The organism is Zobellella sp. DQSA1 (assembly GCF_041950555.1).
GTDB lineage: Bacteria > Pseudomonadota > Gammaproteobacteria > Enterobacterales > Aeromonadaceae > Oceanimonas.
Genome location: NZ_CP169531.1, coordinates 2,462,723 through 2,488,592, shown reverse-complemented (window position 1 = coordinate 2,488,592; position 25,870 = coordinate 2,462,723). Strand labels below are relative to the sequence as shown.

The following is a 25,870-nucleotide window of genomic DNA, read 5'->3' as shown; positions in this document are numbered from 1 at the left end:
TCGTGGAGACCGGCATCCCTCGCAGACGCGGATTTATTCGCGTGAGTTCATCGTCTGGTCCGGGCCGAAGTGGCTGGTCAGATCGGCCCAGAGCCCCTTGCCGTGCCAGTTGTCGATCCAGGCGGGAACCAGTCCTGCCGGCATGGGTTCGGCGATGCCGTAACCCTGGGCGAAGCGGCACCCCAGTTTGAGCAGCAGGGCACCGAGCTCGGGGCTTTCTACCCCTTCCGCCACCACCGGGTGATGAAAGGTGCGGGCCAGGTGCAGTACGCTGCTGACCAGGCTGAGATCCTCGTCGTTGGTGAGCATGTCGCTGACAAAGCTGTGATCGAGTTTCAAAATGTCCAACGGCAACTGACGCAGGAAGGAGAGGGCGGACAACCCGGTGCCGAAATTGTCCAGGGCGATTTGCACCCCGAGTTGGTGGCACTGCTCCAGCACCCGGATGAGCTGCTCCAGTTGGCGAATGGCGGCAATTTCCTGGAATTCCAGCTCCAGGCTGGCGGGGGATACCTGAGGGTAGTGTTGCAGGGACATTTTCAGGTGATCGGCAAAGTCCGGTTGCAGCAGGTGATCGGCGCTGATATTGAGGCTGACGGTCAGATCCAGCCCCTGTTGTTGCCAGTCGGCAATCTGTTGCAGCACCGAATTGATCACCCATTGACCCAGGGTCCACTCCAGGCGGCTGCCGTCCAGTTGGTAAAGAAAGGCGGCGGGTACCAGCAGGCCCAACTGCGGGTGTTGCCAGCGGATCAGGGCTTCCAGTCCGATCACCTGGCCGTTGAGCAGGTCCACCTTGGGTTGGTAATAAAGCACGAACTCCTGGTGTTGCAGGGCCTGTTCGATGACTTTCAACTGGTGGTGGCGGTTCAGTTGTTCGGTTTGCTGCTCGAGATCATAAAACTGATAGCGGTTCTTGCCGGCCTGCTTGGCCTGGTACATGGCCTGATCCGCATGCTGCAGCAGCAGGTCGGCATTGCTGTCGTCGTGAGGGTAAAAGGTTACGCCGATGCTGGCCGAGACCCGGGCCTGGCCATCGGCCAGCTCTATCGGGGTAGTTATCGTTTCCAGCACCCGGGTCAGGATGGGGTGAAGATCCTCGCTGTGCTGCAGTTCGGCGAACAGCAGTGCGAATTCGTCGCCACCGAGCCGGGCGAGGGTGTCGTACTGACGCAGTATGTGCTTGAGACGGCAGCTGATTTCGATCAACAGTTGATCCCCGGCGGGATGGCCGTGTTCATCATTGACCTGTTTGAAGCCGTCCAGATCCAGGTAGCATACCGCCAGCTGACTGCCCTGGCGCTTGGTGCGGGCCATGGCCTGGAGCAGTCGGTCGGCCAGCAGCCGGCGGTTGGGAATGCCGGTGAGGGCATCGTATTGGGCGATTTGCTCCAGCTCGGCCGCATCGGCCTTGAGCTGGCTGATGTCACTGAACACGGCCACATAGTGGCTGATCTGCCCGTCGCGGTTGCGCAGGGCGGAAATGGCCAGTAGCTGGGGATAGATTTCGCCGTTTTTACGCCGATTCCAGATCTCGCCCCGCCAGTGATCCTCCGTATGCAGGCTGTGCCACATGGCCTCGAAAAAATCGGCGCTGTGGCGCCCCGAGGCGAGCAGGGCGGGAGACTGGCCGAGCAGCTCCTCGGTGCTGTAACCGGTGATCAGGGTAACGGCGGGATTGACCCGGATGATGCGGTTATCGGCATCGGTGATCAGAATGCCTTCGTAGCTGCATTCAAACACCCGGGCGGCCAGTTGCAGTTGGGTTTCGGCTTTTTTCTGCTCGCTGATATCGTGGCCGATGCAGATCAGCTCGCCATCGGGCAGGGCAATGTTGACCCACAGGCTGGGCAGGGAGCGTCCTTGGCGGGTGAGGGGCGCCCATTCGCAAAAACGGGAGCCGGACTCGGTGCTAAAGGTGTTTTTTACCGACTGACGGATGGCATCGTCCGGATACAGCAGGGCAAGGGGCTCCGGGTGCCGGACCAGCTCATCAAACCGCCAGCCGAACAACCGCTCGCATTCATGGTTCCACAAGACGCAGCGACCCTGCCGGTCGAAACCGTTGACCAGCAGCGGACTGTTACTCAGGACCTGCTTGAGTTGCTCGAACCTGCCTTCGGTACCGCTGCCGTCCGCCATGGCGCTCTCCTATAAAAAGTCGCGTTCTCCCCGCCGGAGCGGATCCGGCTTGGGCTCGCCATCGCCGCAGAAACTGAGCGAGGCCGAATTCAGGCAGTAGCGCAGCCCGGTAGGGGCGGGACCGTCGGGAAACACATGGCCCATGTGGCCGTCGCAGCGGGCACAGCGGATCTCGACTCGGCGCATGCCGTGGCCCAGATCCACCAGCTCGCGGATATGGTCCGGATGGTAAGGCGCATAAAAGCTGGGCCAGCCTGAGCCGGACTCAAACTTGCAGGCAGAGGAAAACAGCGGCAGGGCACACAGCCGGCACACATAACTGCCTTCTTCATGGTTGTCGAGCAGGCCTCCGCAGAAGGGAGGTTCCGTGCCCTGGTTGAGCAGGATGCGCCGCTCTTCCGGACTCAGGGCGTCGGCCAGCTGCTGCAGCTGCTCGTCGCTGGGCGGGCTGAGATCGTAGGGACTGGGAGTTTGCGCCATGATTACAGATCCTTTTTCAACCGGTGTTTAAAATAATGCTGCACCTTGGCTACCTTGGGCTGGGCGACGGCGGCGATATAAGGCTGATTGGGATGTGCCGCCGCGTAGTTCTGATGATAGCCCTCGGCTGGATAAAACGCATCCAGCGGCTCTAGCGTGGTGACGATGGGAGCCTTGAACACCCCTTGCTCTTCCAGCAGGGCGATATAGTCCGCCGCCAGGCGCCGTTCGTTGTCGTCCCGGTAGAACACCGCCGAACGGTACTGGCGACCGAGATCGTTACCCTGGCGATTGAGCTGGGTAGGATCGTGGGCGATACCGAAGAACACCTTCAGCAGGGTAGCGGGGCCGATCTGGGCGCTGTCGTATTCGATGCAAATGACCTCTGCATGGTCGGTGGTACCGCTGCAGACACTGTCGTAGTCGGCCGTGTCCGCAGTGCCGCCGGCATAGCCGGACACGACACCCAGCACCCCGTCCAGTTGGCGATAGACCGCCTCGGTGCACCAGAAACAGCCGCCGGCCAGCACCAGCTGGCGCACCCCGGTATTGATAAAGGTGCGGTCGTCGGCATCGGGAAAGTCATTGGGCAGCAGACTCAGTACGGAATCCGTCATTTTATTATCTCCTCGTGGGTACGGGGCTTAAGTTACCACAGCGAGAGGCCGGGACAAGGCCGTGTGGGGAGTTAGTGAGGGAATGGGATGACAGTCCAGGAGCGCTCGGGTGGGCCGGGCTTCGCACGATATGGGTGGGAGCAGTCTGTTCAGAGCCGGTCAGATCAAGTTTTCGTATAGTGCGATGCAAGTGACCTATTTTGGTCTCATTTGGAAATTGTTTTTGTTTGCCCCTGCGTTATCCTCTGCCATTATCCGCTGGGTTATAAGGAAAATATTATGAACATCACATGGAAAGAGACGCTGCCAGTCTGGTGGAGTATTTGTTGGCGTGTCTTTATTTATGGTTTGACTGGCGGCTTTTTGCTTGGGTTCATTGGTGGCGTTATCGCTGCCCTCATTAGTGCTCCAGAGAAAGCGGTATTCTTTGGGGAAATCGGCGGATACGTCGCTAGCATTCCCGCATCGTTGCTGGCAGTCAGGCAAGCCGTCTCACAGCATTTGTCGGAGTTGGCTCAACTCGCAGGCCGCGTATGACGACGACTGCCTGAAAGCTGTACTCGCAGTTTTCTTTGATGAATAAAAGGAATAGATATTAGTCCGGGGTTTCGCTGTTGCCCATCCGCCCGTGCTGTTAGGCTGGGCGCCTTCTTGTTGCTGTACGGGATAATAATGGAACTGGACTTACTCACCCTGGGGCTGCTGGCCCTGGCCGCCCTGCTGGCCGGCTTTATCGATGCCATCGCCGGCGGCGGTGGCCTTATCACCATACCGGCGCTGCTGGCCACCGGCATGCCGCCGACCATGGCCCTGGCCACCAACAAGCTGCAGAGCAGCTTCGGCGCCTTTTCCGCCACCCTCTATTACCTGCGGCGGGGCCTTATCGACTGGCGCAGCATGAAATGGGCGGTGGCCTGTACCTTTGTCGGCAGCGTGCTGGGCACCCTGCTGGTACAGCGCATCGACGCCAGCCTGTTGCAGAAGGTGCTGCCCTTCCTGCTGGCGGCTTTCGCCCTTTACTTCCTGTTTTCACCCCGGATAGGGGACGAAGATCGCCATCGGCGCCTCGGCATGATCCCCTTCGCCCTGCTGGTGGGCACCGGGGTGGGTTTTTACGACGGCTTCTTCGGCCCCGGCACCGGTTCCTTCTTTGCCTTAGGGTTTATCGCCCTGGCCGGTTTCAGCATGGCCAGGGCGACCGCCCATACCAAGCTGTTGAATTTTACCTCCAACATCGCGTCCTTGCTGTTCTTTATCCTGGGTGGCCAGGTGGCCTGGGTCGTCGGTCTGTCTATGGCGCTCGGCCAGATTGTCGGTGCCCGGCTGGGCTCGAAGATGGTAGTGACCAGGGGGACTTCCATTATTCGCCCCATGCTGGTAACGGTGTCGCTGGTGATGTCGGTACGGCTGCTGTGGCAGCAGCACCCGGAGTGGTTCGCCTGGGTGGGGTAGGGGCGTCGATGATGGGTGGGGCCGTTGCAACGGACCCTGCGCCACACCCGCCCTATCTTGCCAGCTCGGCGAAGTGCCGCTCCAGCACATCGATCAGGCTGGCCAGCCGTTCCCGCTTGCGGGAGCTGGGCCGGAACACCAGGCTGACCGGCCGGGTCAGGCGGGCCCCTTCGGGCGGGGAGTGCAGCAGGGCGGCGTCTATACCCATCAACCGGGCCACCCCGAGCGGCACCACCGCCGGCGCTACCCCGGCCCGACCCAGTTCGGCGGCGGCGAAGTAGGAGTCCATCTGCATCCAGGGAATGAGCCCGGCGCTGCGCAGCCGGTGCTCCAGGTAGCGGTTGGCCGGGTTGCCGAGATCGATGGTTACCACCGCCAACGGCCGGCCGAAGGCGGGCGGCGCGGGGGATACCAGTGCCATTTCTTCTTCCAGCAACGGCACCACTTCCAGTCCCCGGGCATGGAGGATTTCTCCGGCACAGACCCCCAGCGCCGCATCGCCGGCGCGCACTCGCTCCAGGATCACCGGGGTGTGGTGGGTGGAAAACTGCAGATAAGGGTCGCGGCGCAGATAGCGGTTGAGCAGGGGCCCCAGGTAGCCTGCCAGGATGGTTTCCGAGCAGGCGATGGCCAAGGGGCTCTCATCGGTGAGGTGCTGGCTGTCGAACAGCTGGCCCCTGAGTTCGTTCAGGCTGGGGCCGATACGCTCCAGCAGAGCCTGGGCATCGGGGGTAAGCCGCAGGTGGCGGCCGTCCGGCTCCACCAGTTTCTTGCCGAGGCGTGCTTCCAGGTTGCTGATCCGTTTGCTCACCGCCGACTGGGTAATGTACAGCCGGCCGGCCACCTTGCCCATGGTCTTTTCCTGGGCCAGCAGGGTGAGGGTTTCCAGTCCTTCGAGTAGCATGCGGGTACCTATTCCGATTGGGAATATTCCAGTGTAACAGCCTTTAACGTACAACGCAGGCCGCCATCAGGAGCGGCCCGGTACGGAACCCGTCCTGTGTTTTTCCGCTCCGCCAAGGGTGATACCATGGCCTTTTTATGCCGACGAGATCCCACCGTGCTGAGTGCACTGCTGATCCAACAACAATATAAATACCGTTACTGGCTGTTGGGGCTGGGGGCCGCCCTGTTGCTGGCCGTGTTGCTCAGCCTGCAACTGGGCGCCGTAGGGGTGGGTATCGAGGCGCTGTGGCGGCCGGTATCGGCCCTGGAGCAGCAGGTATTCTGGCAACTGCGCCTGCCGCGCACCCTTCTGGCGGTGCTGGTGGGGGCCAGCCTGGCCCTGTGCGGCGCCGTGCTGCAGGTGCTGTTGCACAATCCCCTGGCCGAGCCGGGGCTGATGGGTATTTCCAGTGGCGCCAGCCTGGCGGCGGTACTGACGCTGTCATTGTCGACCCATTTTGGCCTGCAACTGCCCTACTGGAGCCTGTCGCTGGCGGCCTTTGCCGGGGCCCTGGTGGTGACCCTGCTGCTGCTGGCCCTGGCCCGGCGCCGCCTGGGCCAGGGCGCCTTGCTGCTGTTCGGGGTGGCGGTGGGTATTTTCGCCAACGCCATTATTACCTGGCTGCTGTACCTGGCCGACGATGCTTCGCTGCGTACTTTTCTGTTCTGGATGATGGGCAGCCTGGGCTACGGCCAGCAGTTGTCGTTCTGGTGGTGGTGGCCGGCGCTGCTGACCCTGGGCTGGTTGACGATGCAGGGGCGGCGACTTGATATGTTGGCGCTGGGAGAAAACCAGGCCCGGTTGCTGGGGCTCGACGTGCACCGGCTGCGGCCCCGACTGGTGCTGGCGGTGTGCCTGCTCACCGCCTTCTGTGTGGCCATGGCCGGGGTCATCGGTTTTATCGGCCTGGTGGTGCCGCATCTGCTGCGGCTGCTGGTGGGCGGCCAGCAGCGTTTCCTGCTGCCGGCCTCGGTGCTGGCGGGGGCCGCACTGCTGACCCTGGCCGATGTGGCGGCGCGCCAGACGCTGGCCGTGGGCGAACTGCCCATCGGGGCCGTGACCGCCACCCTGGGTGCTCCGGTATTCATCTGGTTGCTGGTACGTCGTTATGCTGGAACTTGAGCAGTTTGTCCTGGCCGGCCGGGTAGGCCCGGTCAGCGGCGAGTTCAGGGCGGGCATCCTGACCTTGCTGATCGGCCCCAACGGCAGCGGCAAATCCAGCCTGCTGGCGGGAGCGGCCGGCCTGAACGAAGGCCAGGGCCGGGTGCGGCTGTTGGGTAAGGATCTGCATGGCTTTGACTTGAGCGAACTGGCCCGGCACAGGGCCATGCTGGCCCAGCAGGCCCAGCTACCCCAAGGCTTGCGGGGTTACGAACTGCTGGCGCTGGCCGCCGAGCCGGTGGGCGGGGTCAGCGAGGCGGTGTGCCTGGCCATGGCCGGGCTCGGTGCCCCGCTGGGGCTGGACAGCCTCTATGCCCGCCCGTTGACCAGCCTGTCGGGGGGAGAGCAGCAGCGGCTGCTGATCGCCAGGACATTGCTGCAGGTGGATCCCAAAGTGAATCCGGACGGCGCCCTGCTGCTGCTGGACGAGCCTCTGGCGGGACTCGACTGGCAGCACCAGCTCGCCACCCTGCGCCTGCTGCGTCGTTATGCCGACCGGGGGCTGGCGGTGGTGGCTTCCATCCACGATATCAACTTGGCCTGCCAGTACGCGGACGAAATCTGGTGCCTGCACCGGGGGCGGCTTGCCGCCCGGGGCGGGCCCGAGGTGATCACGCCGGAGTTGATTGCCGAGGTGTTCGGCGTCAGGGTGCGGTTGCTGGAGCAAGACGGCGCCCGGCTGCTGCTGCCGGACACTGAAGCTTCCAGCTTCTAGCCTCCAGCCTGATACAGCATGTCCAGCAGTCGTTCGCTGTCTTCCCAGCCCAGGCAGGCGTCGGTGATGCTCTGGCCAAACACCTCGGCCTTGCCGTTCACCACCTCCTGGCGGCCCGGCTCGATAAAGCTCTCGGCCATGATGCCGGCGACAGAGCGGCTGCCCTGGCGCAGCTGGCGGCAGATGTCTTCCGCCACCAGCAACTGGCGCTGGTGTTGCTTGAGGCTGTTGCCGTGGCTCAGATCCACCACCAGGCGGGGCGAAAGGCCGACCTGTGCCAGCCCCGCGGCGGCCCGGGCCACGCTGTCCGCATCGTAGTTGGGCTCTTTGCCGCCGCGCAGGATCAGGTGGCCGTAGGGATTGCCGTCGGTCTGGTAGATGGTCATGCGGCCGTCTTTGTCCGGCGAACAGAAGATATGGGGATGGCTTGCCGCTCGCACCGCGTCCAGGGCAATCTGGATATTGCCGTCGGTGCCATTCTTGAAGCCCACCGGGCAGGACAGGGCCGAGGCCATTTCCCGGTGCACCTGGGATTCGGTGGTGCGCGCGCCGATGGCACCCCAGCTGATCAGGTCCGCGATATACTGGCCGGTCACCATATCCAGGAATTCGGTGGCGGTGGGCAGCCCTAAGGCATTGATGTCGCACAAGAGCTTGCGTGCCAGGCCCAAACCGGTGTTCACGTCGAAGCTGCCGTCCAGGTGCGGATCGTTGATCAGCCCCTTCCAGCCCACTATGGTGCGCGGCTTTTCGAAGTAGGTGCGCATCACGATGCACAGCTTGTCGGCATAGCGGGCGCGCAGGGGGGCCAGGCGCTCGGCATAGGCCAGGGCGGCGGCCGGGTCGTGGATGGAGCAGGGGCCGATGATCACCAGCAGCTTGTCGCTGTTGCCGGTGAGGATGGCTTCGATCTCGGCCCGGGCATCGAGCACCGTCCCGGCCATGGCGTCGGACAGGGGGTATTGTTCGCTCAGTTGGTGCGGCGTGATCAGGGCTGCCAGCCGGCGACTTCTCAGTTCATCGGTATGCAAGGACATAGGTCTCTCTAAATACGGGAAAACGGGGGTGCGTAGGCACTATGTCCTTACCATAACGGAAAGCCGTGGCAGGGAAAACCACGGCGAAGGGATAAAACGGAATTTATTCCGGCCGGCTGAAGCGCTGGCCGGAGATGGCCGGATGGTAGAGGGGCTGGATCACGTTGCCGGCGGGATCGGTGATGTGGAAGCTGCGGGCGCCGTCGCTGTGGTCGAAGGGCCGGTCCAGCAGGGTCACGCCCTTGCTCTTGAAGTACAGATACCACCGGTCCAGCTCTTCCTTGGTATCCACGATAAAGCCGAAGTGATCCATGCGCTGCACACCGCTGGCGGGCAGGTCGGCGCGGCCCAGGGAGAGGTTGTCGTTGCCGCAGGTAAGGTACACCAGATCCTCATGGGCCCGGTTCAGTATTTCCATGCCCATGATCTCGGTGTAAAACTGCACGCATTCTTCCAGGTTGGGCATGGTGAAGGCGATATGGCGCATGCCGTTGAAACGACCGGGTCTTTCCATGGCGGGGCTCCTTGTCTCTTTACTGAAAATATTGTGTACTGTTTGTTTAATTAAAATAAACAAATGGAGTTTACAATGTATTCAATTATTGTCAAAACCAAGCTCAAGCCCGGCACCACCCAGGCCTTTCTCGATGCCATGCTGCCCAATGCCGCCGCCTCGGTACGCGACGAGCCCGGTTGCCACACCTTCGACGTGCTGCAGGACAAGGCGGATCCCGAGCTGTTCTGGCTGTACGAGATCTACCAGGATGAAGTGGCCCTGGCGGCCCACAAGGAAACCCCGCACTACCAGGCCAGCCGCGCCGTGGTCAACCCGCTTATCGCCGAGCAATCGGTGATCCGTGCCGGGGTGTTGGCGGTCAATCCGGCGCGGTAATCCTCACCCCACCAGACCCGCCAGCAGTGACAGGCTGTGGTGGCGGGCGCCCTGATCGTAGATATCGGACACCACCATCAGTTCGTTGGCGCCGGTCCGGGCCAGCAGCACTTCCAGCTGCTGCGCCACCCGAGCCGGGCTGCCGATCACGGCGGCGCCGAGGAAGCCGTCCACCCCGCGCTGCTCGTGGGGCAGCCAGCGATCTGCCATGTCGGTGACCGGCGGCTGCAGCATGCGGGTGTCGCCGCGCAGCAGCGACAGTACCTTCTGCTGCGCCGTGCTGGCCAGGAACTCGGCTTCCCGGTCGGTGCCGGCCACGATGGTCGGCACGCCCAGCATCAGGTAGGGCTTGGCCAGCACCGCCGAGGGCCGGAACTGGTCTTTGTAGATGGCCACCGCCTCATGCAGCATGCGCGGCGCGAAGTGGGAGGCGAAGGCGTAGGGCAGACCCAGTTGTGCCGCCAGCTGGGCGCTGAACAGGCTGGAGCCGAGCAGCCAGATGGGCACCTGGGTGCCGGCGCCGGGAATGGCCATCAGCTTCTGGCCGTGGCGGGCCGGTCCCAGCAACTGCTGCAGTTGCTGTACCTGCTCGGGGAAGTCCTCGCCGTCTTCCGGCCGTCGGCGCAGGGCGCGCATGGTGTCCTGATCCGTGCCCGGGGCCCGGCCCAGTCCCAGATCGATACGACCCGGGTACATGGTGGCCAGGGTGCCGAACTGCTCGGCCACCACCAGCGGCGGGTGGTTGGGCAGCATGATACCGCCGGAGCCGACCCGGATACGGGAAGTCTGGCCGGCGATATGGCCCACCAGTACGGCGGTGGCGGAGCTGGCGATGCCGTCCAGGTTGTGGTGTTCGGCCAGCCAGAAGCGCTCGAAGCCGAGGCCCTCTACATGGCGGGCCAGGGCGACCGAGTTGGAGATGGCGTCGGCGGCATCGAAACCGGTACGGATATGCACCAGGTCCAGGATGGACAGTCTGACCTTGGATAATAGGCTCATAAATGGTTATGGTATCAATTGAAACAATGGCTCGATAACAACATATTTCGCCGGCATCCGCTATCCAAAGACGGCATATCTTATGCCGATGGTTGAAAAATGGAGAAGAATCATGGACATCATGGCGCGACTGGCCAGCTGGCAGATACGACCGCCGCTGATTGAGCACCCGCCGCTGCACAGCTGCGACGACGCCGACCGGCTGCTGGTGGGCAGGCCCGGCACCCGGCTCAAGAACCTGTTCCTGCGCGACAACTACGGCCGCCGCCACGCCCTGCTGCTGACCCGGCCCGACAAGCAGGTGGATCTCAAGGCCCTGTCCCGCCGGGTGGGCTGGTCCCGGCTGGGCTTCGCCTCGGCCGAACGGCTGCAACGCTACCTGGGCGTGGCCCCTGGCCATGTGTCGGTGCTGGCGCTGGTGAACGACGGGGAGCAACAGGTGGAGCTGTGGCTGGATGAAGATCTGAAAGACGGGGACAACTTTCATTGCCATCCTCTGCGTAACACCGCCACCCTGTTGCTGGGCCGCGCCGATCTGCTGCGTTTCGCCGAGTGTACCGGCCACCGGATCCACTGGCTGGCGGTGCCGGAGTGTTAACCGTCTTGTCAGCCATTATCGTCCAGCGTCCAGCCTGACTCTTGGTCACACGTTGTTGCTGACTTTTAAACAGGCATAAAAAATCGGCCAAAGCGCACTCCTCCTCCGGCACGCCGTAAACCCATCCATGGGGGCTCCGCCGCGTCCTCCCTGGCGCGGAGGGCCGGCTTCGCTGCGCCCTTTGTCCTCCCTATTGCCCGCAGCTGCCTGCTGGCATCACCCTCAGACGGCGTTGGGGCTAACAGGACTTGCCTCTTCTCTACGTCAAATCAGGCAGCCGGACTTGTGACCAAAAGTCCGGCTTAAGGCTGTCCCGCCGGGCTTAGTTCGCCCCTGAGATTACGGCCCATCAGCTCGCGTATTTTTTCCGGCGGCAGCTTCTTGCTGAGCAGGTAGTGCAGCTTGGTCAGCGCCGCTTCCGTGGTCATGTCGAAACCGGAGATCACCCCGGCCTCGGCCAGGGCGTGGCCGGTGGCGTAGCCTTCCATGTTGACCGAGCCGCGCAGGCACTGGGTAAGGTTGACGATGATCACGCCCCGGGCTGAGGCCTCGGCCAGCAGCCCGAGCATGGCGTCGTTTTGGGGGGCGTTGCCCACCCCGTAGGATAAGAGCAGCAGCGCCTTCACCGGCTGGCGCAGCAGGTTGCCTATCACCTCGGCGGAAATACCCGGATACAGGGTGACCACCCCGATGGGTTGGGGAGTGATGGGGCTGACCGTCAGCGACTTGCCGGTGGTGGTGCCGAGCTCGCCCGCCCCCAGGCTGATATGGATGCCGGCGTTGAGCAGGGGCGGGAAGTTGGGGGAGTCGAAGGCGTTGAAGCCGTCGGCGTGCACCTTGCTGGCCCGGTTGCCCCGATAGAGGCGGTTGTTGAAGAACAGGCCGACCTCGTGGATGGGGTACTCGGCGGCGATGTAGAGGGCGTTGAGCAGGTTGTTGCGGCCGTCGGAGCGCAGTTCCACCAGCGGGATCTGGGAGCCGGTAACGATCACCGGCTTTTCCAGATCCTCCAGCATGAACGACAGTGCCGAGGCGGTGAAGGCCATGGTGTCGGTGCCGTGCAGTACCACGAAGCCGTCGTACCGGTCGTAGTTGGCCCTGATGTCGTCGGCGATGCGCTGCCAGTCGGCGGGCGTCATGTCCGAGGAGTCGATCAGCGGATCGTACTCGTGGATATGGTAATCGGGCATTTCCGGACGGTGCAGCTCCGGGGTGTTGGCCAGGCTGTCGGTCATAAAGCCCGCCAGGGGCACATAGCCCTTGGCGGATTTCTGCATGCCGATGGTGCCGCCGGTGTAGGCGATATAAATCTTCTTCTTGTTCATCAGAACTCCTGGCATTCCACGCACAGCACGTACTGACCCTTGACGTCGTCGAACCGGGCCAGGGCGGACAGCTCCCGGCCCAACTGCTCACCGGCCGGGCGCAGGGCGGCGGGCAGGGCGCTTTGCATCAGGCCGCTCAGGGTGGCGCCGGAGTCGAGCAGCAGCTGCTCCAGCAGCATTTCCTTGGCGGAGGGTTGCAGCCGCACCGGCTTGACCCTGAATTCCGGCAGGCCGGCCAGTTCGGCGGCACCGGCCAGGGCGTCGTCCAGGTAGCCCAGTTCGTCCACCAGGCCCAGTTCCTTGGCGTCTGTACCGGTCCATACATGGCCCTGGGCGGCGCGTTCCACCTGCTCGGGGCTCATGCCCCGGCCCTTGGCCACCAGGCTTACGAACTGCTCATAGGTATGCTCCACCCCGAGCTGGATCAGCTCCTTGGTATGCTCGGGCAGGCCGGTGGTGAGGCCGGCGCCGACGAAGTCGGTGGTGCCCGCACCGTCGGTGTTGAGGCCGAGCTTCTCGAAGGCCTCCTCGAAAGTGAGGAAGAGGCCGAACACGCCGATGGAGCCGGTGAGGGTGGTGGGGGCGGCGTAGATCCGGTCGGCGTCCGCCGCTATCCAGTAGCCGCCGGAGGCAGCGGTACCACCCATGGACACCACCAGCGGCTTGCCACTGCTTTTGAACTGCAGCAGGGTGGTGCGGATCTGCTCGGCAGCGAAGGCGCTGCCGCCGGGGCTGTCGATGCGCAGCACCAGGGCCTGGATATCCGCATCCAGGCGCGCTTCCTCCACCAGTTGGCTGATGTACTCGTCGTTGATAGTGTGGCTGCCGGCCTCGCCGCTCATGATGGCGCCGCTGGCGGTGATCAGGCCCACCGCCGGAGCGCTGTGGCGCCGCCGCTCGCTGCGGTTCAGATAGGTGGGGAGCTCCACGCCCATGTACTGGTTGGCCTGGCTGTCCCAGCCCACCTGCTCGGCCACGGTTTCCAGCATCTCGGTGCGGCTGGCGAGGCGGTCTACCAGGCCCAGCTCCAGGGCGTAGCGGGCCGGATCGCCGCCGGCGGCGCGGAAGCGACTCAGCAACTGGTCCTTGTCCGGACTGATGTGGTCGGCCGGGATGCCGCGTAGGGTAACGATGTTGTTCTGGTAGTGCTGCCATAGCTGGTTCAGCCAGCGCAGGGTGTCTTCCCGGCTTTCTGCCGACATGTCGTCACGCAGGTAGGGCTCCACGAAGGACTTGTAGGTGCCGACCCGGAACACATGGGGAGTGATGTTGAAGCGTTCGAAGGCCGATTTGTAGTGCAGCCGGTACACGCCCATGCCCTGGATGGTCACGGCGCCTGCCGGGTTGAGCAGGATCTCGTCGGCGTGGGCGGCCAGGTAGTACTGGCTTTGGGTGTAATAGTCGCCGATGGCGTACACCGGTTTGCCCGAGGTCTTGAACCCTTCTATGGCCTCGCCGATCTCATCCAGCTTGGTCAGGCTGGACTCGGTCATGTTCTGCAGCCTGAGCACCAGGGCACCGATGCGGTCGTCGTTGCGGGCCCGATCCAGGGCTTCCTTGATCTGGCCCAGGGTCATGGGCGGCGGCGTGGTGTCGCCGGCCAGCCATTTCTGGGCCAGGCGGCGCGGACTGACCGGATCGTCCTGCTCCAGGACGGGGCCGGTGACGGTGAGGCTGAGGGCGGCGCTGTCCGGCAGCCGGGGTGTTTCTTCCTTGGCGGTGAAGATCAGAAAAAAAGAGACCAGAATGACCAGAAAAATCAGGTTGATAATCAACATGCGAATGGCATTCAGCACCCGGCCCAGGGTGCGGAAAAACCATTTGATGGCAGACCACATAGCGACGCCTTAACAAGAAAAATTGTCGAATCGGCCTATTATGACGTGAGCGGCGGCACAATACCACGGATGCCATGATCACCGAATGTAAAACAAGTGTTTGAAAAAGGTGTTTTAATCCATTAGCCTGAACAGGTCATTTCGGCATTTATCGGCGGAGGGATCATGAGCCGTTACCCCCATTTACTGGCGCCCCTGGATTTGGGCTTCACCACCTTGAAAAACCGGGTCCTGATGGGCTCCATGCACACCGGCCTGGAAGAAGAGAAGGGCGGCTTCAAGAAGCTGGCCGCCTTTTACCGGGAACGGGCCCGGGGCGGGGTGGGGCTGATCATCACCGGCGGCATCGCCCCCAACTTCCGTGGCCGGCTGATGCCCCACGCGGCCCAGCTCAGCTTTCCCTGGCAACTGGCCAAACACCGTCTGGTGACCGGGGCCGTGCACCAAGAGGGCGGCAAAATTGCCCTGCAGATCCTGCACGCGGGGCGCTATGCCTACCATCCCTTCCTGCAGGCGCCTTCCGCCGAGCAGGCGCCCATCAGCCCCTTCAAGCCGGCGGTGATGAGCGAGCGTCAAATCCGCAACTGCATCGACGACTTCGCCAATACCGCCCGCCTGGCGCGGGAGGCCGGCTACGATGGGGTCGAGATCATGGGCTCCGAGGGCTACCTTATCAACCAGTTCATCTGCGCCCGTACCAACCGGCGGGAGGATGGCTGGGGCGGCGACGCCGAGCGTCGCAACCACTTCCCGCTGGAGACGGTGCGGGCGGTGCGTGCCGCCGTGGGCGAGGATTTCATCATCATCTTCCGGCTGTCGATGCTGGATCTGGTGGAACAGGGCTCCAGCCTGGAAGAGGTGATCGCCCTGGGCCAGGCCCTGGAACGGGCCGGGGTGACCATCATCAACACCGGCATCGGCTGGCACGAGGCGCGGGTGCCCACCATCGCCACCAGCGTGCCCCGGGCCGCCTTCAGCTGGGTTACCGAGCGGGTGCGCCAGGCGCTGTCGGTGCCGGTGGTGGCCACCAACCGCATCAACACCCCCGAGGTAGCGGAAACCATACTGGCCGGCGGCCAGGCGGATCTGGTGTGCATGGCCCGGCCCTTCCTGGCGGATGCGGACTTCATCGCCAAGGCGGCGGCGGGCACGCCCGAGCTCATCAACACCTGTATCGCCTGCAACCAGGCCTGCCTGGATCATATCTTCAAGGGTCGACGCGCCTCCTGCCTGGTCAACCCCCGGGCCTGCCACGAGACCGAGCTGAATTTTCTGCCCACGGCCGCCCCCAAACGGCTGGCGGTGGTGGGCGCGGGGCCGGCGGGCATGAGCTTCGCCTGCGAGGCGGCGACACGCGGCCACAGTGTGACCCTGTTCGACCGGGCAGCGGACATCGGCGGCCAGTTCAACTATGCCAAGCAAATCCCGGGCAAGGAGGAATTTTACGAGACCCTGCGTTATTTCCGGGAGCGGCTGGCGCGAAGCGAGGTGAGCCTGCGCCTGGGCATCGAGGCCACGCCCGAGCTGCTTTCGGAGTTCGACGAGGTGGTGCTGGCCACCGGCATCCGCCCGCGCACCCCGGAGATAGAGGGTATCCATCATCCCAGGGTGCTGAGCTACCTGGACGTGCTGGCGCGGCATGCCCCGGTGGGGGAGAGGGTCGCCATCATCGGCGCCGGCGGCATCGGCTTCGATGTGGCCGAGTACCTGGTGGCCACCCCGGCCCAGAGCACCGAACACTGGCTGGCGGAGTGGGGCATCGACAAAGATTACCGGGAGCCGGGTGCCCTGATGACGCCGGCGCCGGTCGCCCCCGGTCGCCGGGTCTGGCTGCTGCAGCGCAAGGCCGGCAACCCGGGCAAGGGTCTGGGCAAGACCACCGGCTGGATCCACAAGGCCAGCCTGCGCCACCACGGGGTGCAGATGTGGGGGGGAATAAGCTACCAGCGTATCGACGACGCCGGCCTGCATATCGAGAAGGACGGCGAAAGCTACTGTCTGGCGGTGGACAACATCATCGTCTGCGCCGGCCAGGAGCCGGAGCGTACCCTGCAGGCGGCGCTGGAGGCCAGGGGCTGCAAGGTACACCTGATCGGTGGCGCCGACGTGGCGGCGGAACTGGATGCCAAGCGCGCCATCCGCCAGGGCGCGGTGCTGGCGGCGGGGATTTGAGCCACCCGGCCGATCTGCATCAGCCCCGTGGTCATGCCCGCGAAGGCGGACACCCGGGGCAGGGGCACTGGTCCGGATAACACCGCCCGGTCTGCAGGCGCACATGGACTCCCGACTGCGCGGGAGTGACGGCAGACCAAGGCCGCCGGGCCCGCAGCGGCCATTTGAGAATGCCTCTTTTTTGCTTTGCTCCGTTCCGGTCGGCTGTTAAGGTAGCGCCATTGCAATCTGGAGTGAAATGATGGACGCACTGGAACTGTTACTGAACCGCCATTCCTGCCCCCGCCTGGCCGAGCCGGCCCCGGCGGGCGAGCAACTGGACACCATTTTCAAGGCCGGGCTGCGTGCCCCGGATCATGCGGCGCTGACTCCCTGGGAGTTTATCGTCTTTACCGGTGAGCAGCGCGACCGGCTGGGAGACATCCTGGCCTCGGCCGCCGAGGTCAGGGGCGAGGCACCCGAGGCGGTGGACAAGGCCCGTAATGCTCCCCTGCGCGCGCCCATGGTGATCGCCGTGGCAGCCAAGGTTCAATCCCACGACAAGGTACCCGAACTGGAACAGCAGCTGTCCGCCGGCTGCGCCCTGATGGCGATGCAGATGGCGGCCCAGGCCCAGGGCTTCAACGGTATCTGGCGCTCCGGCTGGTTTATCTTCGATCGTTCCATTCACAGCCGGCTCGGCCTGGGCGAGCAGGATCAACTGGTGGGCTTTTTGTACCTGGGCACCCCGCTGGTGGAAGTGCGCAAGCTGCCGGAACGGGATCCGGCCCAGTTTGTGCGCCATTTCGGCCAGGAGTAAGGGGTGGGGCGACTCAGCCCCCGATCACCGTCTTGCCCGCGAAGGCGGGCATCCAGGGCACAGGCCCGGATGACGCCGTCTGGTCTGCAGGCGCGCATGGACTCCCGCCTGCGCGGGAGTGACGAGAGTGGACGCGGGAGTGATGAGAGGAGCGCGGGAGCACGGTAGCAACATCAGGGGCTGTCGGTAGTCCAGTCCGGGGACGACTCAGCCCCTTCCTTTTTGCTCCAGCAGGGCCAGCGCCTCGCTGGTATTGAGATTGAAAAAGGCGCCGGCCTCGTCGCTGAAGTCCACCGGCACCAGTTGGTGGCGTTCGTACCACAGCTGCAGCTTGCGATCGCCGCCGTCCAGGTAGTTGCACAGGGAAGGCAGCAGCGACTGGTGCAGCAGGGCAGTGGCGGCATGCAGTTGGGTGCCGTCGTCCACCACCGCTATCTGATCATGGCGCTGCACGGCGCTGCACAGCCGGCTGGCCAGATCGCGCGGCACCAAGGGGCTGTCGCAGGGCACGAACAGCACCCACTCGCTCGGCGCATGGGTCAGCCCGGCCTCGAATCCGGCCAGGGGGCCCACATAGCCGTAGCCGTCGTCCCGCACCACCGGTGCCAGCTTGCGGTATTCGCCCAGGTTGCGATTGGCGTTGATCAATACTTCTCCTACCTGGGGTTTGAGCCGTTCCAGCACATGGATTACCAACGGCTTGCCCCACAACGGCAGCAATCCTTTGTCGGCGCCGTTCATGCGGCGCCCTTCGCCTCCGGCAAGGATAACGGCGGTAATCTCTCTCGGATCCAGCATACTGCTCCCAACTATGACGGCTTTCTTTATTAATATTAACCGCTTAACCCCGCCAAGAGCAGGGTTTACGTCAAACAAATGGCATTTTTATGTTGCTTGCCCTTAACGACGCCTGCTCCTAACATGGGGGCCCGACAAAAAGATAACCGGCGAGTCAATGCCAAGGCCCCGGCCCCTTGCAAGGCCAGGCTGCCTTTGGTTTTCCGGTATCGGCACCAGCTAAGGCCATGATAATGACAATAAAAAACCTGCCCGGTGGCCCCTTCAGCGGCCGCCCCCTCGTTGCCGCCCTCGCCATTGCGGCGCTGATGCTGGCGGCCGCCAACCTGCGCGGCGGCCTGGTGGTGATGGGTCCCCTGGTGGTGGAAATCCGCGAGGCGCTGGGCATCAGCGCCAGTGCCTTCAGCCTGCTCACCACGCTGCCGCTGATCTGCTTCGGTATCGTGTCCATCTGCGTACCCTGGCTGACCCGGCGCTGGGCGCCCCAGTACCTGGCCATTGCCGGCCTGATGGTGATCAGCCTCGGCGTCGCCTTGCGGCTGCTCGAGCAGTTCCCGCTGGTGATCCTCGGTACCCTGCTGCTGGGTTCGGCCATCGCCGTGCTCAACGTGCTGATCCCCGGCCTGGTCAAGTCCTTCTTTCCGCGCCAGGTGGGACTGATGACCGGCCTCTACTCGGTGACCCTCAGCCTGGGGGCGGGCCTGGGTGTTTATCTGGCGGTGCCGCTGATGGAGCAATTCGGCAACTGGCGCTATCCAGTGGCGCTGTGGGCACTGTTGCCTCTGTTCTGCCTGCTGTTCTGGCTGCCCATGCTGAAGGTGAAAGGGGTGGGCCGGCCCAGCAACCCGCTGCGGGTCAGCCTGTGGCGGGACAGAATGGCCTGGGCCATCACCCTCTACATGGGGTTGCAGTCCTTCTACTTTTATTCCATGGCCATCTGGCTGCCCAAGATCCTGCTGGAAAGCGGCCTGGACGCCCACCAGGCCGGTACCGCCACCGCCCTGATCAACCTGGTGAGCATTCCTTTCAACCTGTTCGTGCCCATACTGGCGGCCAAGATGCGCAGCCAGCGCCTGCTGGTGCTGGGGATTTTTGCCGCCTCCTTCACCGGGGTGGCCGGCCTGTGGTGGCAACCGGCGGCGGCACCCTTGCTGTGGGCCTCGCTTATCGGCATGGGTTGCGGCAGCTCGCTCAGCCTGGCGCTGTCGTTTTTCGTGTTGCGGGCCGCCAATACCGCCCAGGCCACGGCGCTTTCCGCCATGGCCCAGAGCATCGGCTATCTGCTGGCGGCCCTGGGGCCCTTTTCTCTCGGCTTGCTGCGGGATATCAGCGGCGCCTGGCAATGGGCCCTGCTTACCATGCTGGCGTTGCAATTCTTCCAGGCCTGCTTCGGCTGGGTTGCGGCCCGCCCGGCAACGGTGGTGCCGGACCAGGAGCGTTAGGCTTACTCCCTTAGGGGGATTCTGCATGCGAAAGGGGTCAATGGGGCAAGCACCCGCCTATGCTTGGTCTCAGGCAGGGAGGAACCCTTATGAAACATGCATTGCTGCTGCCCCTGGGCCTGGTGTGGGTTGCCACCGAGGCGCCGGCACTGACACTACCGCCGCTGCAACTGGCAGGGGTGTATCAACAGCAGGACACGGCCCTTTACCGGGTGAGCGAAAAGCTCGACGGGGTGCGCGCCTACTGGAACGGCCGCGAGCTGCTGTCTCGTGGCGGTCACCGTTTCTCGGTGCCGGGCTGGTTTGTGGCCGGCTTTCCCGCCACCCCGCTCGACGGCGAGCTGTGGCTGGGGCGGGGCCGCTTCAACGAGCTGTCCGCCGCGGTGCGCCGTTTCACGCCCATCGAGGCCGAATGGCGGCAGCTGCGCTTTATGGTGTTCGACTTGCCTGCAAGCGAACTGCCCTTCGAGGCACGGCTCTCGGCACTGCAGGCCCTGGTCGCCACCCTTTCGTCTCCCCACCTCGAGCTGGTGGAACAGCGGCGGGTGCCGGACCGGGCTGCACTGGCGGCCTGGCTGGAGGAAGTGGAAGCCGGCGGCGGGGAGGGGCTGATGCTGCGCCACCGGCAAAGCCATTACCTGCCGGGGCGCAACGAGGATCTGCTCAAGCTTACACGCCGCCAGGACGCCGAGGCGGTGGTGCTGGCGCACCTGCCCGGCCAGGGCAAATATGAAGGCATGCTGGGCGCGCTCTTGGTGGAAACCCCGGACGGCCGGCGCTTCCGGTTGGGCACCGGCTTCAGCGACGAGCAGCGCCGCCGCCCGCCGGCGCCGGGCGCAACCGTTACTTACCGCCACCGGGGCGAAACCGCCACCGGCCTGCCCCGTTTCGCCAGCTTCCTGCGGGTGAGAAACGAGGAGCCCGGGCAGCCCTGAGGCTGGCGCCGCTGCCTGCCCGGGGGTAAGGTAGAAGGCAACGCCATCGAACCGAGGATCCGCACCTTGTGCCTTATCGCCTTTTCCTGGCAGCCGGGGGGCCGACGGCCGCTGCTGCTGCTCGCCAACCGTGACGAATTCTACCACCGGCCCACGGCCCCGGCCCAGTGGTGGCCGGATCATCCCCATATCTGGGGCGGGCGGGATCTGCAGGCGGGCGGCAGCTGGCTGGGGCTGACGCGCGGCGGTCGCCTGGCCGCCATCACCAACCACAGGGACGGCCGGGCCGCGCCCCTGGCGGATGCCCGCTCCCGGGGCGAGCTGGTGGCGGATTTTCTGACCGGCAGCCTGAGCCCGCAGGACTATATGGCGGGAGTGATGGCCCGGGGCCATGCCTACCAGGGCTTCAACCTGCTGGTGGGGGATCTGATCGGGGGAGAACTCTGGTACGGCGGTAACCGGCCCGGCGCCGATGCCCGCCCGCTGGCGCCCGGACTTTATGGCCTGTCCAACGCCGTACTGGACAGCCCCTGGCCCAAGGTGGAGCGGCTGAAACAGGGGTTGGCGCATCTTGCCACCCACCATGACGAAGCCGAGGCCCTGGCCCTGCTGGGCGACAAGACACGGGCGGCGGACGAGGCGCTGCCGGACACCGGCATCACTCTTGAGTGGGAGCGGGCGCTGTCGGCGGTGTTTATCGTGCACCCCGGCTACGGCACCCGGTCCCAGACCCTGGTGAGCCTGGCCGACGACGGCACCCTGAGCGCCCTGGAGCTGGGCTTCAACGACGAGCGCCAGGGCCGGGCGCTGCAGCCGGACACCCTGTGCCGGCTGCAATTATCGCTTGGTATCGGGGCCGAGCCGGACTCAGGACTGTTGTGCACAGACCAGGCGGGCTGAACACCGGCTGGGCCGCTGGCCTACCTCCGACTGCTGCGTGCGGCGAAATTGGATCGCTGCCATTGCCTGTTATTGGGGTGCTTCGGAAATTAAGTTTTGCCACGAAACGAATTTAACGGCCTTGTCACGCATCTTTTTTTGAATAGACAACGAATGCCAGCTTGTTGCCATCCGGGTCGCGAACATATGCCGCATAGAAACCATCCCCATACCGAGGTCGATAACCGGGAGCACCCTCGTCACTGCCTCCGTTATTTATCGCAACCCCATATAACTTGTCGACCTTTTCGGGAGCAGGAAATTGAAACGCAGTCATGGCACCGTTCCCCACACTGGCCTCATTGCCATCAAAGGGATAGCCAACAAAAAATCTTGGAAAGTTCAAGTCATCGGCTTTCCCATACGAAATGGAGACATCGTCTTTCCAGCAAACGTCCAACCCCATTTCGGTAAAAAGGGGAGCGTAAAACCTCAACGCTTTTTCCAGATCCCTTGTGCCAACCATGGTGTAGGCCATCATAAATCTATCTCCTCCTTATGCTGTGCTGTTTAACATATCATCCCGCTGCCGTTTTGCCAGGTGCAACCATCTCTGCGTGAGCTGCTGCGTCATGCGTCCGCTCAGCACATGGCGGTGCTCGAAGGAGTGGGCACAGCGCTCCCCGCTTTTGTTCTGTGCTGATATGTGAGTCAGCTCTCAGGCTGGTGACCCAAAGTTCAAAAAAAGGACGCGGCCATCACAGTTTGTTTTCCGGCGGATTGAAAAGCCCTTCACCGGGACTAGACTGAATCCAGCTGAATCGATTCACTTGTTCTTGGTAACGCCCCGTTATATCTGGGGGTGGTGTCCTGGTTTTTCATCTGGTCAATTGTTTCTGATAGGGAGTCAATATGCTTAAGAAAACCTCGCTTGCATTGCTGGTGGCCATGGGGTCGTTGCCGAGCCAGGCTGCGGAATTCATACTGACCGATGCTAGCGCCGGGAGTGATGTCGGCAACTGGCAGATCTCCAACGGCGATCTGGGAATTGACAGCCCGGCTCCCTTCACGGTCGAGAAGAAGCGACTGTTCGGCGGCAAGCAGGCCGGCGTAGACATCATCGTTATCGATAACGGCGTGATGGAAATTACCCTGGTGCCGACCCGGGGGATGGGGATTTACGAGGTGAAAAGCGGCGACCTGCGCCTGGGCTGGACGTCGCCGGTCAAGGAGATCGTCAACCCGGCGTTCATCGATCTGGAGAGCCGTAATGGGCTGGGCTGGCTGGACGGCTTCAACGAGATGTTGGTGCGCTGCGGCTATGAGTGGACCGGCCACCCGGGGGTCGATGATGACGGCTTCCTGAAGAGCCTCCACGGACGGGTACAGAATACCCCGGCCTCGATGGTCAAGGTGGTGATTGACGAGCAGCCGCCGTACGCCATCCATGTTTCCGGTGAAGTCTCTGAAAAGACGTTCAAATTCAGCGATCTCAAAACCGAAATGACACTAACGGTGATACCGGGCGAGAACAGCTTTGCGTTGCATGACGAACTGACCAACCTGGCCGACTATGAAAACGAGTACCAGATCATCTACCACGGCAACTTCGGCACCCCGATCCTGGAAAAAGGGGCCAAGTTCTCCGCTCCGGCTAAAGAGGTGTCTCCTTTCAATGACTATGCCAAGGCGGGGCTGAAAGACTGGCAGACCTACCTGGGGCCGACCAAGGACTTTGATGAGATGGTCTTCAACATCATGCCGAACGCCGACGAAAACGGTAACACGCTGGCGGTACTGCATAACGCCGCCGGTGATCAGGGCGTGGCGGTCGGGTTTAACGTGACCGAGCTGCCGGTACTGACCCTGTGGAAAAACACCGATACCCTCAAGCAGGGCTACGTCACCGGTATTGAGCCTGGCACCAGCTTTGCCTATAACACCAAGTACCAGCGTCCGCTGGGGCTGGTACCCACCATCAAGCCGGGAGAAACCAAAGCGTTCAACCTGACCTACACCCTGCTGCAGAGTCGGTCGGACACCCGGCAGGCACTGGACAAGGTCGAGGCTATTCAGGGCGGTCAGGACACCGCGTTGCGTGAAGAGCCGCTGGTGGCGCTTCCCTGATAATCGCTATCCCGTCTGGGTCGGCGGCATAACCAAAAGGCGTTCTCATCGAGAACGCCTTTTTAAATGAACGTCCCTTCAGTTTATCCTGGGCACAGGCCGCTCAGGCGTCGTCCTTGCTTTACCCAGGATACGTTCGGCCGTGGAATGGCGGCGAAGCCGCATGCATACAGGGTAGCCGTCGCCGTGACTGACCTTGCCAGGCGGCCGGAGCTCAACGTTGCCAGAGCCCATGCTCGTTAGAGCCGAGTATGTAAATCGCAAATTTTCCCTTCCCGGGAATGCCCATCGGAGGCATAGCAATCTTCGCCCCCTGAGCTTCAACGCTAGAGACAGCTGAGTCTATATCCTCTACGAGCCAATAGGGCCTCACCACCGGATCTTCAGTCTCTCTCAGAGGGCCCCTTACTCCGACGATTGAGTCATCGGGTAATTTGCAGGTTCTGGCTCCACCGAGCAATTCATCCGGAGCGCCAAATTTGACGCCATGGGCGCTCTCATAGGCTTTGCACACCGCATCCACATCTAGCGATACAATTTCCAAATAATGAACTCTCATGCTGCTTCCTCATTATTGAATGCAGCCGGCTCCGCTGAACAGAGTCACCGCAATTTTGTTCAATACTTCGCACCGACGCTATCGCAAACTTCAGTTGGAGCCCACAAACAAAGAGGAAAACCATGACAATTTCATTGATTTTGCCAATGACAGCATTTGCCCTTGCGGCATCCATTTCACCTGGTCCCGTGAACCTGGTGTGTCTGAGCAGCGGTACTCGCTATCCCCTCGCAAGAGGGCTGATCTTCGTCACCGGTGCCACCCTGGGTTTTATCGCCCTTTTCGTTACCATCGGCTTGGGGCTTTATTCGGTGCTGACGGTTGTGCCGGGGTTCAACGCAATCTTGCGTTGGGCCGGCGTCGCATTCTTGCTGTACCTGAGTGTTCAGTTGTTCCGCGATGATGGGCGCCTGCCTGAAGGTAACACCCACAAAGCACCGGGCTTTATTAGCGGCGCGATCATGCAGTGGCTCAACCCCAAAGCCTGGCTGGCATCGGCCTCGGGCATCGGGGCTTACACCAGTGGTAACGACTTACATGAGGTCATCCTTTTTGCGGCGCTCTATCTGCCCATCTGCTGGCTGTCGCTGAGTTGCTGGGTTTACGCCGGTGCCTTCCTGCGTCGGTATATTCATCGGCCCAGAGTGTTGGTCTTCTGCAACCGGGCACTCGCATTGCTGCTTGCCGCCAGTTGCGTGTATCTGCTGATTGAGTAAGGACTGTCGGTACTGCTTCGGTGTGGCGGCCAACAATCGCTTGAAGGTACGCTGAAAATGTGGCTGGTCGGCAAATCCGGTGTTAAGTGCAGTTTCGATAATAGGCTTGCCCCGTTTCAGCTCCTGTTGTCCGCGTTGGACTCGATAATTGATCAGATACGCATGGGGCGTGAAACCAAAGTAATGCTTAAAGGCGCGGATGAGATGACCGGGGCTGTAACCGGAGCGCTCGCACAAGGTGTCCAAAGACACCTCCACCGCCGCATGATCCTTCAAGTAGGCGGCCAGCGCCTGCAACTTATCGGGTGCCTTCGGGAGTGGTTCCGCCGCTTGGTCTGCCAGTTCGCACATCAAGGCGGTGAGGTATTCCACCACAACGGTTTGCTTTTCCAGCAACGCTCTATTTGAATCCAGTAAGCATTCCGCCATCCAACAATAGCCCGCATACCACTCGGGATCAGAGATGATGGCTGTCGAGATATCCTGCCAGCAAGGTGCATCCAGCAGGCCAGCCTCATAGCGCAAGTTGGTTAACCAGTTGGTGTCAATATACAGCATCAGGTAGCCCCAAGGCTGATTGTCGATCGGATTGCAGGCATGAACCCAGTTAGGGTTCATCATGACCAAAGTCCCGGCACTGACCTTGAACTGATCACCTCGGTAGAGAAAGGTACTGTTGCCCTCGGTGATGGCGCCCAGGGACCATTGGGTATGGCTGTGTGGGGCGTAGCAGACCTTTCGCCCGTCCCCGACCCTCCGGAGCTCCACATAGGGCATGCGCAGATCGCGCCAGAACATCGGTTTGCCTGGATCGTTCATATGCTACTGGCTCCCTCGTGATTTTGCTTGAATGCTAACCGCCAAGCTTAGCCGAGGAGGCGCGACAGCGCCGACGTCGGCTGCAGCGACTTTACCTGAAGGCCCAGGGCTGACATGCGCTGCGTGATGGATGGATCAGGCTTCACCATTCTAAGTGAAACGCCCTGTGCGGACCCGCATGCAGGGTGTTGTGGGGGCGAGGGGTAGAAACCCTCGGTTACCCTGAAACGAACTGCCAGCAACTAGGTCAGCGAATGGCAATATCGCAGCCATCTATACAAAAAAATTACGCCTCGCACGCTCCTCAATCTAGATATTTTATCCGAACCTTTCATATTCTAGATCCACGATTTAACAGGTGGAGGTTTTCGCTACGAATAGTGTTCTGTGGTTGAACTCAGGGCAATTGTACAGAGAGGAGG

General features: G+C 62.7%; 24 protein-coding genes and 1 pseudogene. 13 read left to right on the top strand and 12 right to left on the bottom strand.

Annotation, left to right across the window (positions count from 1 at the left end; genetic code table 11):
* Positions 1-33 precede the first annotated feature (33 nt).
* Genes ACEVBK_RS12065 through msrA form a run of 3 tightly spaced genes read right to left on the bottom strand, consistent with a single transcriptional unit; the run spans position 34 to position 3,239 of the window.
* Complete coding sequence (locus ACEVBK_RS12065; RefSeq protein ID WP_375055188.1) at positions 34-2,142, bottom strand: putative bifunctional diguanylate cyclase/phosphodiesterase; 2,109 nt, start codon at positions 2,140-2,142, stop codon at positions 34-36.
* Positions 2,143-2,151: 9 nt separating this feature from the next.
* Positions 2,152-2,622: a peptide-methionine (R)-S-oxide reductase MsrB gene (gene msrB / locus ACEVBK_RS12060; RefSeq protein WP_375055187.1), complete on the bottom strand. Its 471-nt coding sequence runs from the start codon at positions 2,620-2,622 to the stop codon at positions 2,152-2,154.
* A 2-nt stretch (positions 2,623-2,624) separates the two neighbouring features.
* On the bottom strand, positions 2,625-3,239 hold the full coding sequence (gene msrA / locus ACEVBK_RS12055; RefSeq protein ID WP_375055186.1) for a peptide-methionine (S)-S-oxide reductase MsrA: 615 nt from the start codon (positions 3,237-3,239) through the stop codon (positions 2,625-2,627).
* Positions 3,240-3,518: 279 nt separating this feature from the next.
* Here msrA and ACEVBK_RS12050 point away from each other — a divergent pair, with 279 nt between their 5' ends.
* Together ACEVBK_RS12050 and ACEVBK_RS12045 are read left to right on the top strand one after the other, a co-directional pair.
* The gene (locus tag ACEVBK_RS12050) at positions 3,519-3,776 is read left to right on the top strand and encodes a hypothetical protein (RefSeq protein ID WP_375055185.1); all 258 of its coding nucleotides are present in this window, start codon (positions 3,519-3,521) and stop codon (positions 3,774-3,776) included.
* A 135-nt stretch (positions 3,777-3,911) separates the two neighbouring features.
* Positions 3,912-4,691, top strand: a complete 780-nt coding sequence (locus ACEVBK_RS12045) for a TSUP family transporter (RefSeq protein ID WP_375055184.1) — start codon at positions 3,912-3,914, stop codon at positions 4,689-4,691.
* Between the two features lie 52 nt (positions 4,692-4,743).
* On the opposite strand, the gene ACEVBK_RS12040 is transcribed toward ACEVBK_RS12045, so the two are convergent.
* On the bottom strand, positions 4,744-5,595 hold the full coding sequence (locus ACEVBK_RS12040; RefSeq protein ID WP_375055183.1) for a LysR family transcriptional regulator: 852 nt from the start codon (positions 5,593-5,595) through the stop codon (positions 4,744-4,746).
* Positions 5,596-5,721: 126 nt separating this feature from the next.
* Here ACEVBK_RS12040 and btuC point away from each other — a divergent pair, with 126 nt between their 5' ends.
* On the top strand, positions 5,722-6,759 hold the full coding sequence (gene btuC / locus ACEVBK_RS12035; protein ID WP_375055182.1) for a vitamin B12 ABC transporter permease BtuC: 1,038 nt from the start codon (positions 5,722-5,724) through the stop codon (positions 6,757-6,759).
* Positions 6,746-7,513 (top strand): ATP-binding cassette domain-containing protein, encoded by a 768-nt coding sequence (locus ACEVBK_RS12030; RefSeq protein ID WP_375055181.1) that lies wholly within the window; start codon positions 6,746-6,748, stop codon positions 7,511-7,513. The genes btuC and ACEVBK_RS12030 overlap by 14 nt, the downstream gene beginning before the upstream one ends.
* On the opposite strand, the gene ACEVBK_RS12025 is transcribed toward ACEVBK_RS12030, so the two are convergent.
* The gene (locus tag ACEVBK_RS12025; RefSeq protein WP_375055180.1) at positions 7,510-8,550 is read right to left on the bottom strand and encodes a 3-deoxy-7-phosphoheptulonate synthase; all 1,041 of its coding nucleotides are present in this window, start codon (positions 8,548-8,550) and stop codon (positions 7,510-7,512) included. The genes ACEVBK_RS12030 and ACEVBK_RS12025 overlap by 4 nt on opposite strands.
* 103 nt (positions 8,551-8,653) lie before the next feature.
* Positions 8,654-9,064, bottom strand: a complete 411-nt coding sequence (locus ACEVBK_RS12020) for a VOC family protein (RefSeq protein WP_375055179.1) — start codon at positions 9,062-9,064, stop codon at positions 8,654-8,656.
* Positions 9,065-9,139: 75 nt separating this feature from the next.
* On the opposite strand from ACEVBK_RS12020, the gene ACEVBK_RS12015 reads away from it, so the two are divergent.
* Entirely contained in the window at positions 9,140-9,442 is a 303-nt protein-coding gene (locus tag ACEVBK_RS12015; RefSeq protein ID WP_375055178.1) for a putative quinol monooxygenase, read from the top strand.
* Positions 9,443-9,445: 3 nt separating this feature from the next.
* Here ACEVBK_RS12015 and ACEVBK_RS12010 read toward each other — a convergent pair whose 3' ends face one another.
* Entirely contained in the window at positions 9,446-10,441 is a 996-nt protein-coding gene (locus ACEVBK_RS12010; protein WP_375055177.1) for an LLM class flavin-dependent oxidoreductase, read from the bottom strand.
* A 112-nt stretch (positions 10,442-10,553) separates the two neighbouring features.
* Here ACEVBK_RS12010 and ACEVBK_RS12005 point away from each other — a divergent pair, with 112 nt between their 5' ends.
* On the top strand, positions 10,554-11,039 hold the full coding sequence (locus ACEVBK_RS12005; protein ID WP_375055176.1) for a prolyl-tRNA synthetase associated domain-containing protein: 486 nt from the start codon (positions 10,554-10,556) through the stop codon (positions 11,037-11,039).
* Between the two features lie 302 nt (positions 11,040-11,341).
* Here the strand turns inward: ACEVBK_RS12005 and ansA are convergent, their stop codons facing one another.
* Positions 11,342-12,364: an asparaginase gene (gene ansA / locus ACEVBK_RS12000; protein WP_375055175.1), complete on the bottom strand. Its 1,023-nt coding sequence runs from the start codon at positions 12,362-12,364 to the stop codon at positions 11,342-11,344.
* Positions 12,364-14,202 (bottom strand): signal peptide peptidase SppA, encoded by a 1,839-nt coding sequence (sppA, locus tag ACEVBK_RS11995; RefSeq protein ID WP_375055174.1) that lies wholly within the window; start codon positions 14,200-14,202, stop codon positions 12,364-12,366. Before sppA ends, ansA begins: the two co-directional genes overlap by 1 nt.
* 165 nt (positions 14,203-14,367) lie before the next feature.
* On the opposite strand from sppA, the gene ACEVBK_RS11990 reads away from it, so the two are divergent.
* Complete coding sequence (locus tag ACEVBK_RS11990) at positions 14,368-16,374, top strand: FAD-dependent oxidoreductase (RefSeq protein WP_375055173.1); 2,007 nt, start codon at positions 14,368-14,370, stop codon at positions 16,372-16,374.
* Positions 16,375-16,615: 241 nt separating this feature from the next.
* Positions 16,616-17,173: an NAD(P)H nitroreductase gene (locus ACEVBK_RS11985; RefSeq protein ID WP_375058560.1), complete on the top strand. Its 558-nt coding sequence runs from the start codon at positions 16,616-16,618 to the stop codon at positions 17,171-17,173.
* A gap of 207 nt (positions 17,174-17,380) precedes the next feature.
* On the opposite strand, the gene mobA is transcribed toward ACEVBK_RS11985, so the two are convergent.
* Positions 17,381-17,971: a molybdenum cofactor guanylyltransferase MobA gene (gene mobA, locus ACEVBK_RS11980; RefSeq protein ID WP_375055172.1), complete on the bottom strand. Its 591-nt coding sequence runs from the start codon at positions 17,969-17,971 to the stop codon at positions 17,381-17,383.
* Between the two features lie 233 nt (positions 17,972-18,204).
* Here mobA and ACEVBK_RS11975 point away from each other — a divergent pair, with 233 nt between their 5' ends.
* The 3 genes from ACEVBK_RS11975 (at position 18,205) to ACEVBK_RS11965 (ending at position 21,248) form a co-directional block, all read left to right on the top strand.
* A complete protein-coding gene (locus tag ACEVBK_RS11975; protein ID WP_375055171.1) occupies positions 18,205-19,413 on the top strand; it encodes a CynX/NimT family MFS transporter in 1,209 nt (402 codons plus the stop codon).
* 89 nt (positions 19,414-19,502) lie between these two features.
* Positions 19,503-20,348: a DNA ligase gene (locus ACEVBK_RS11970; protein WP_375055170.1), complete on the top strand. Its 846-nt coding sequence runs from the start codon at positions 19,503-19,505 to the stop codon at positions 20,346-20,348.
* Between the two features lie 66 nt (positions 20,349-20,414).
* Positions 20,415-21,248 carry an NRDE family protein gene (locus tag ACEVBK_RS11965; protein ID WP_375055169.1) on the top strand — a complete coding sequence of 278 codons (834 nt, stop codon included), beginning with the start codon at positions 20,415-20,417 and terminating at the stop codon, positions 21,246-21,248.
* A gap of 124 nt (positions 21,249-21,372) precedes the next feature.
* On the opposite strand, the gene ACEVBK_RS11960 is transcribed toward ACEVBK_RS11965, so the two are convergent.
* A complete protein-coding gene (locus ACEVBK_RS11960; protein WP_375055168.1) occupies positions 21,373-21,768 on the bottom strand; it encodes a VOC family protein in 396 nt (131 codons plus the stop codon).
* A gap of 371 nt (positions 21,769-22,139) precedes the next feature.
* Here ACEVBK_RS11960 and ACEVBK_RS11955 point away from each other — a divergent pair, with 371 nt between their 5' ends.
* Complete coding sequence (locus ACEVBK_RS11955; RefSeq protein ID WP_375055167.1) at positions 22,140-23,354, top strand: aldose 1-epimerase family protein; 1,215 nt, start codon at positions 22,140-22,142, stop codon at positions 23,352-23,354.
* A gap of 681 nt (positions 23,355-24,035) precedes the next feature.
* Positions 24,036-24,563, top strand: a pseudogene (locus tag ACEVBK_RS11950) (LysE family translocator); the annotation flags it as partial.
* Here ACEVBK_RS11950 and ACEVBK_RS11945 read toward each other — a convergent pair.
* Positions 24,447-25,406, bottom strand: a complete 960-nt coding sequence (locus tag ACEVBK_RS11945) for a helix-turn-helix domain-containing protein (RefSeq protein ID WP_375058559.1) — start codon at positions 25,404-25,406, stop codon at positions 24,447-24,449. The pseudogene ACEVBK_RS11950 and the gene ACEVBK_RS11945 overlap by 117 nt on opposite strands.
* Positions 25,407-25,870 lie beyond the last annotated feature (464 nt).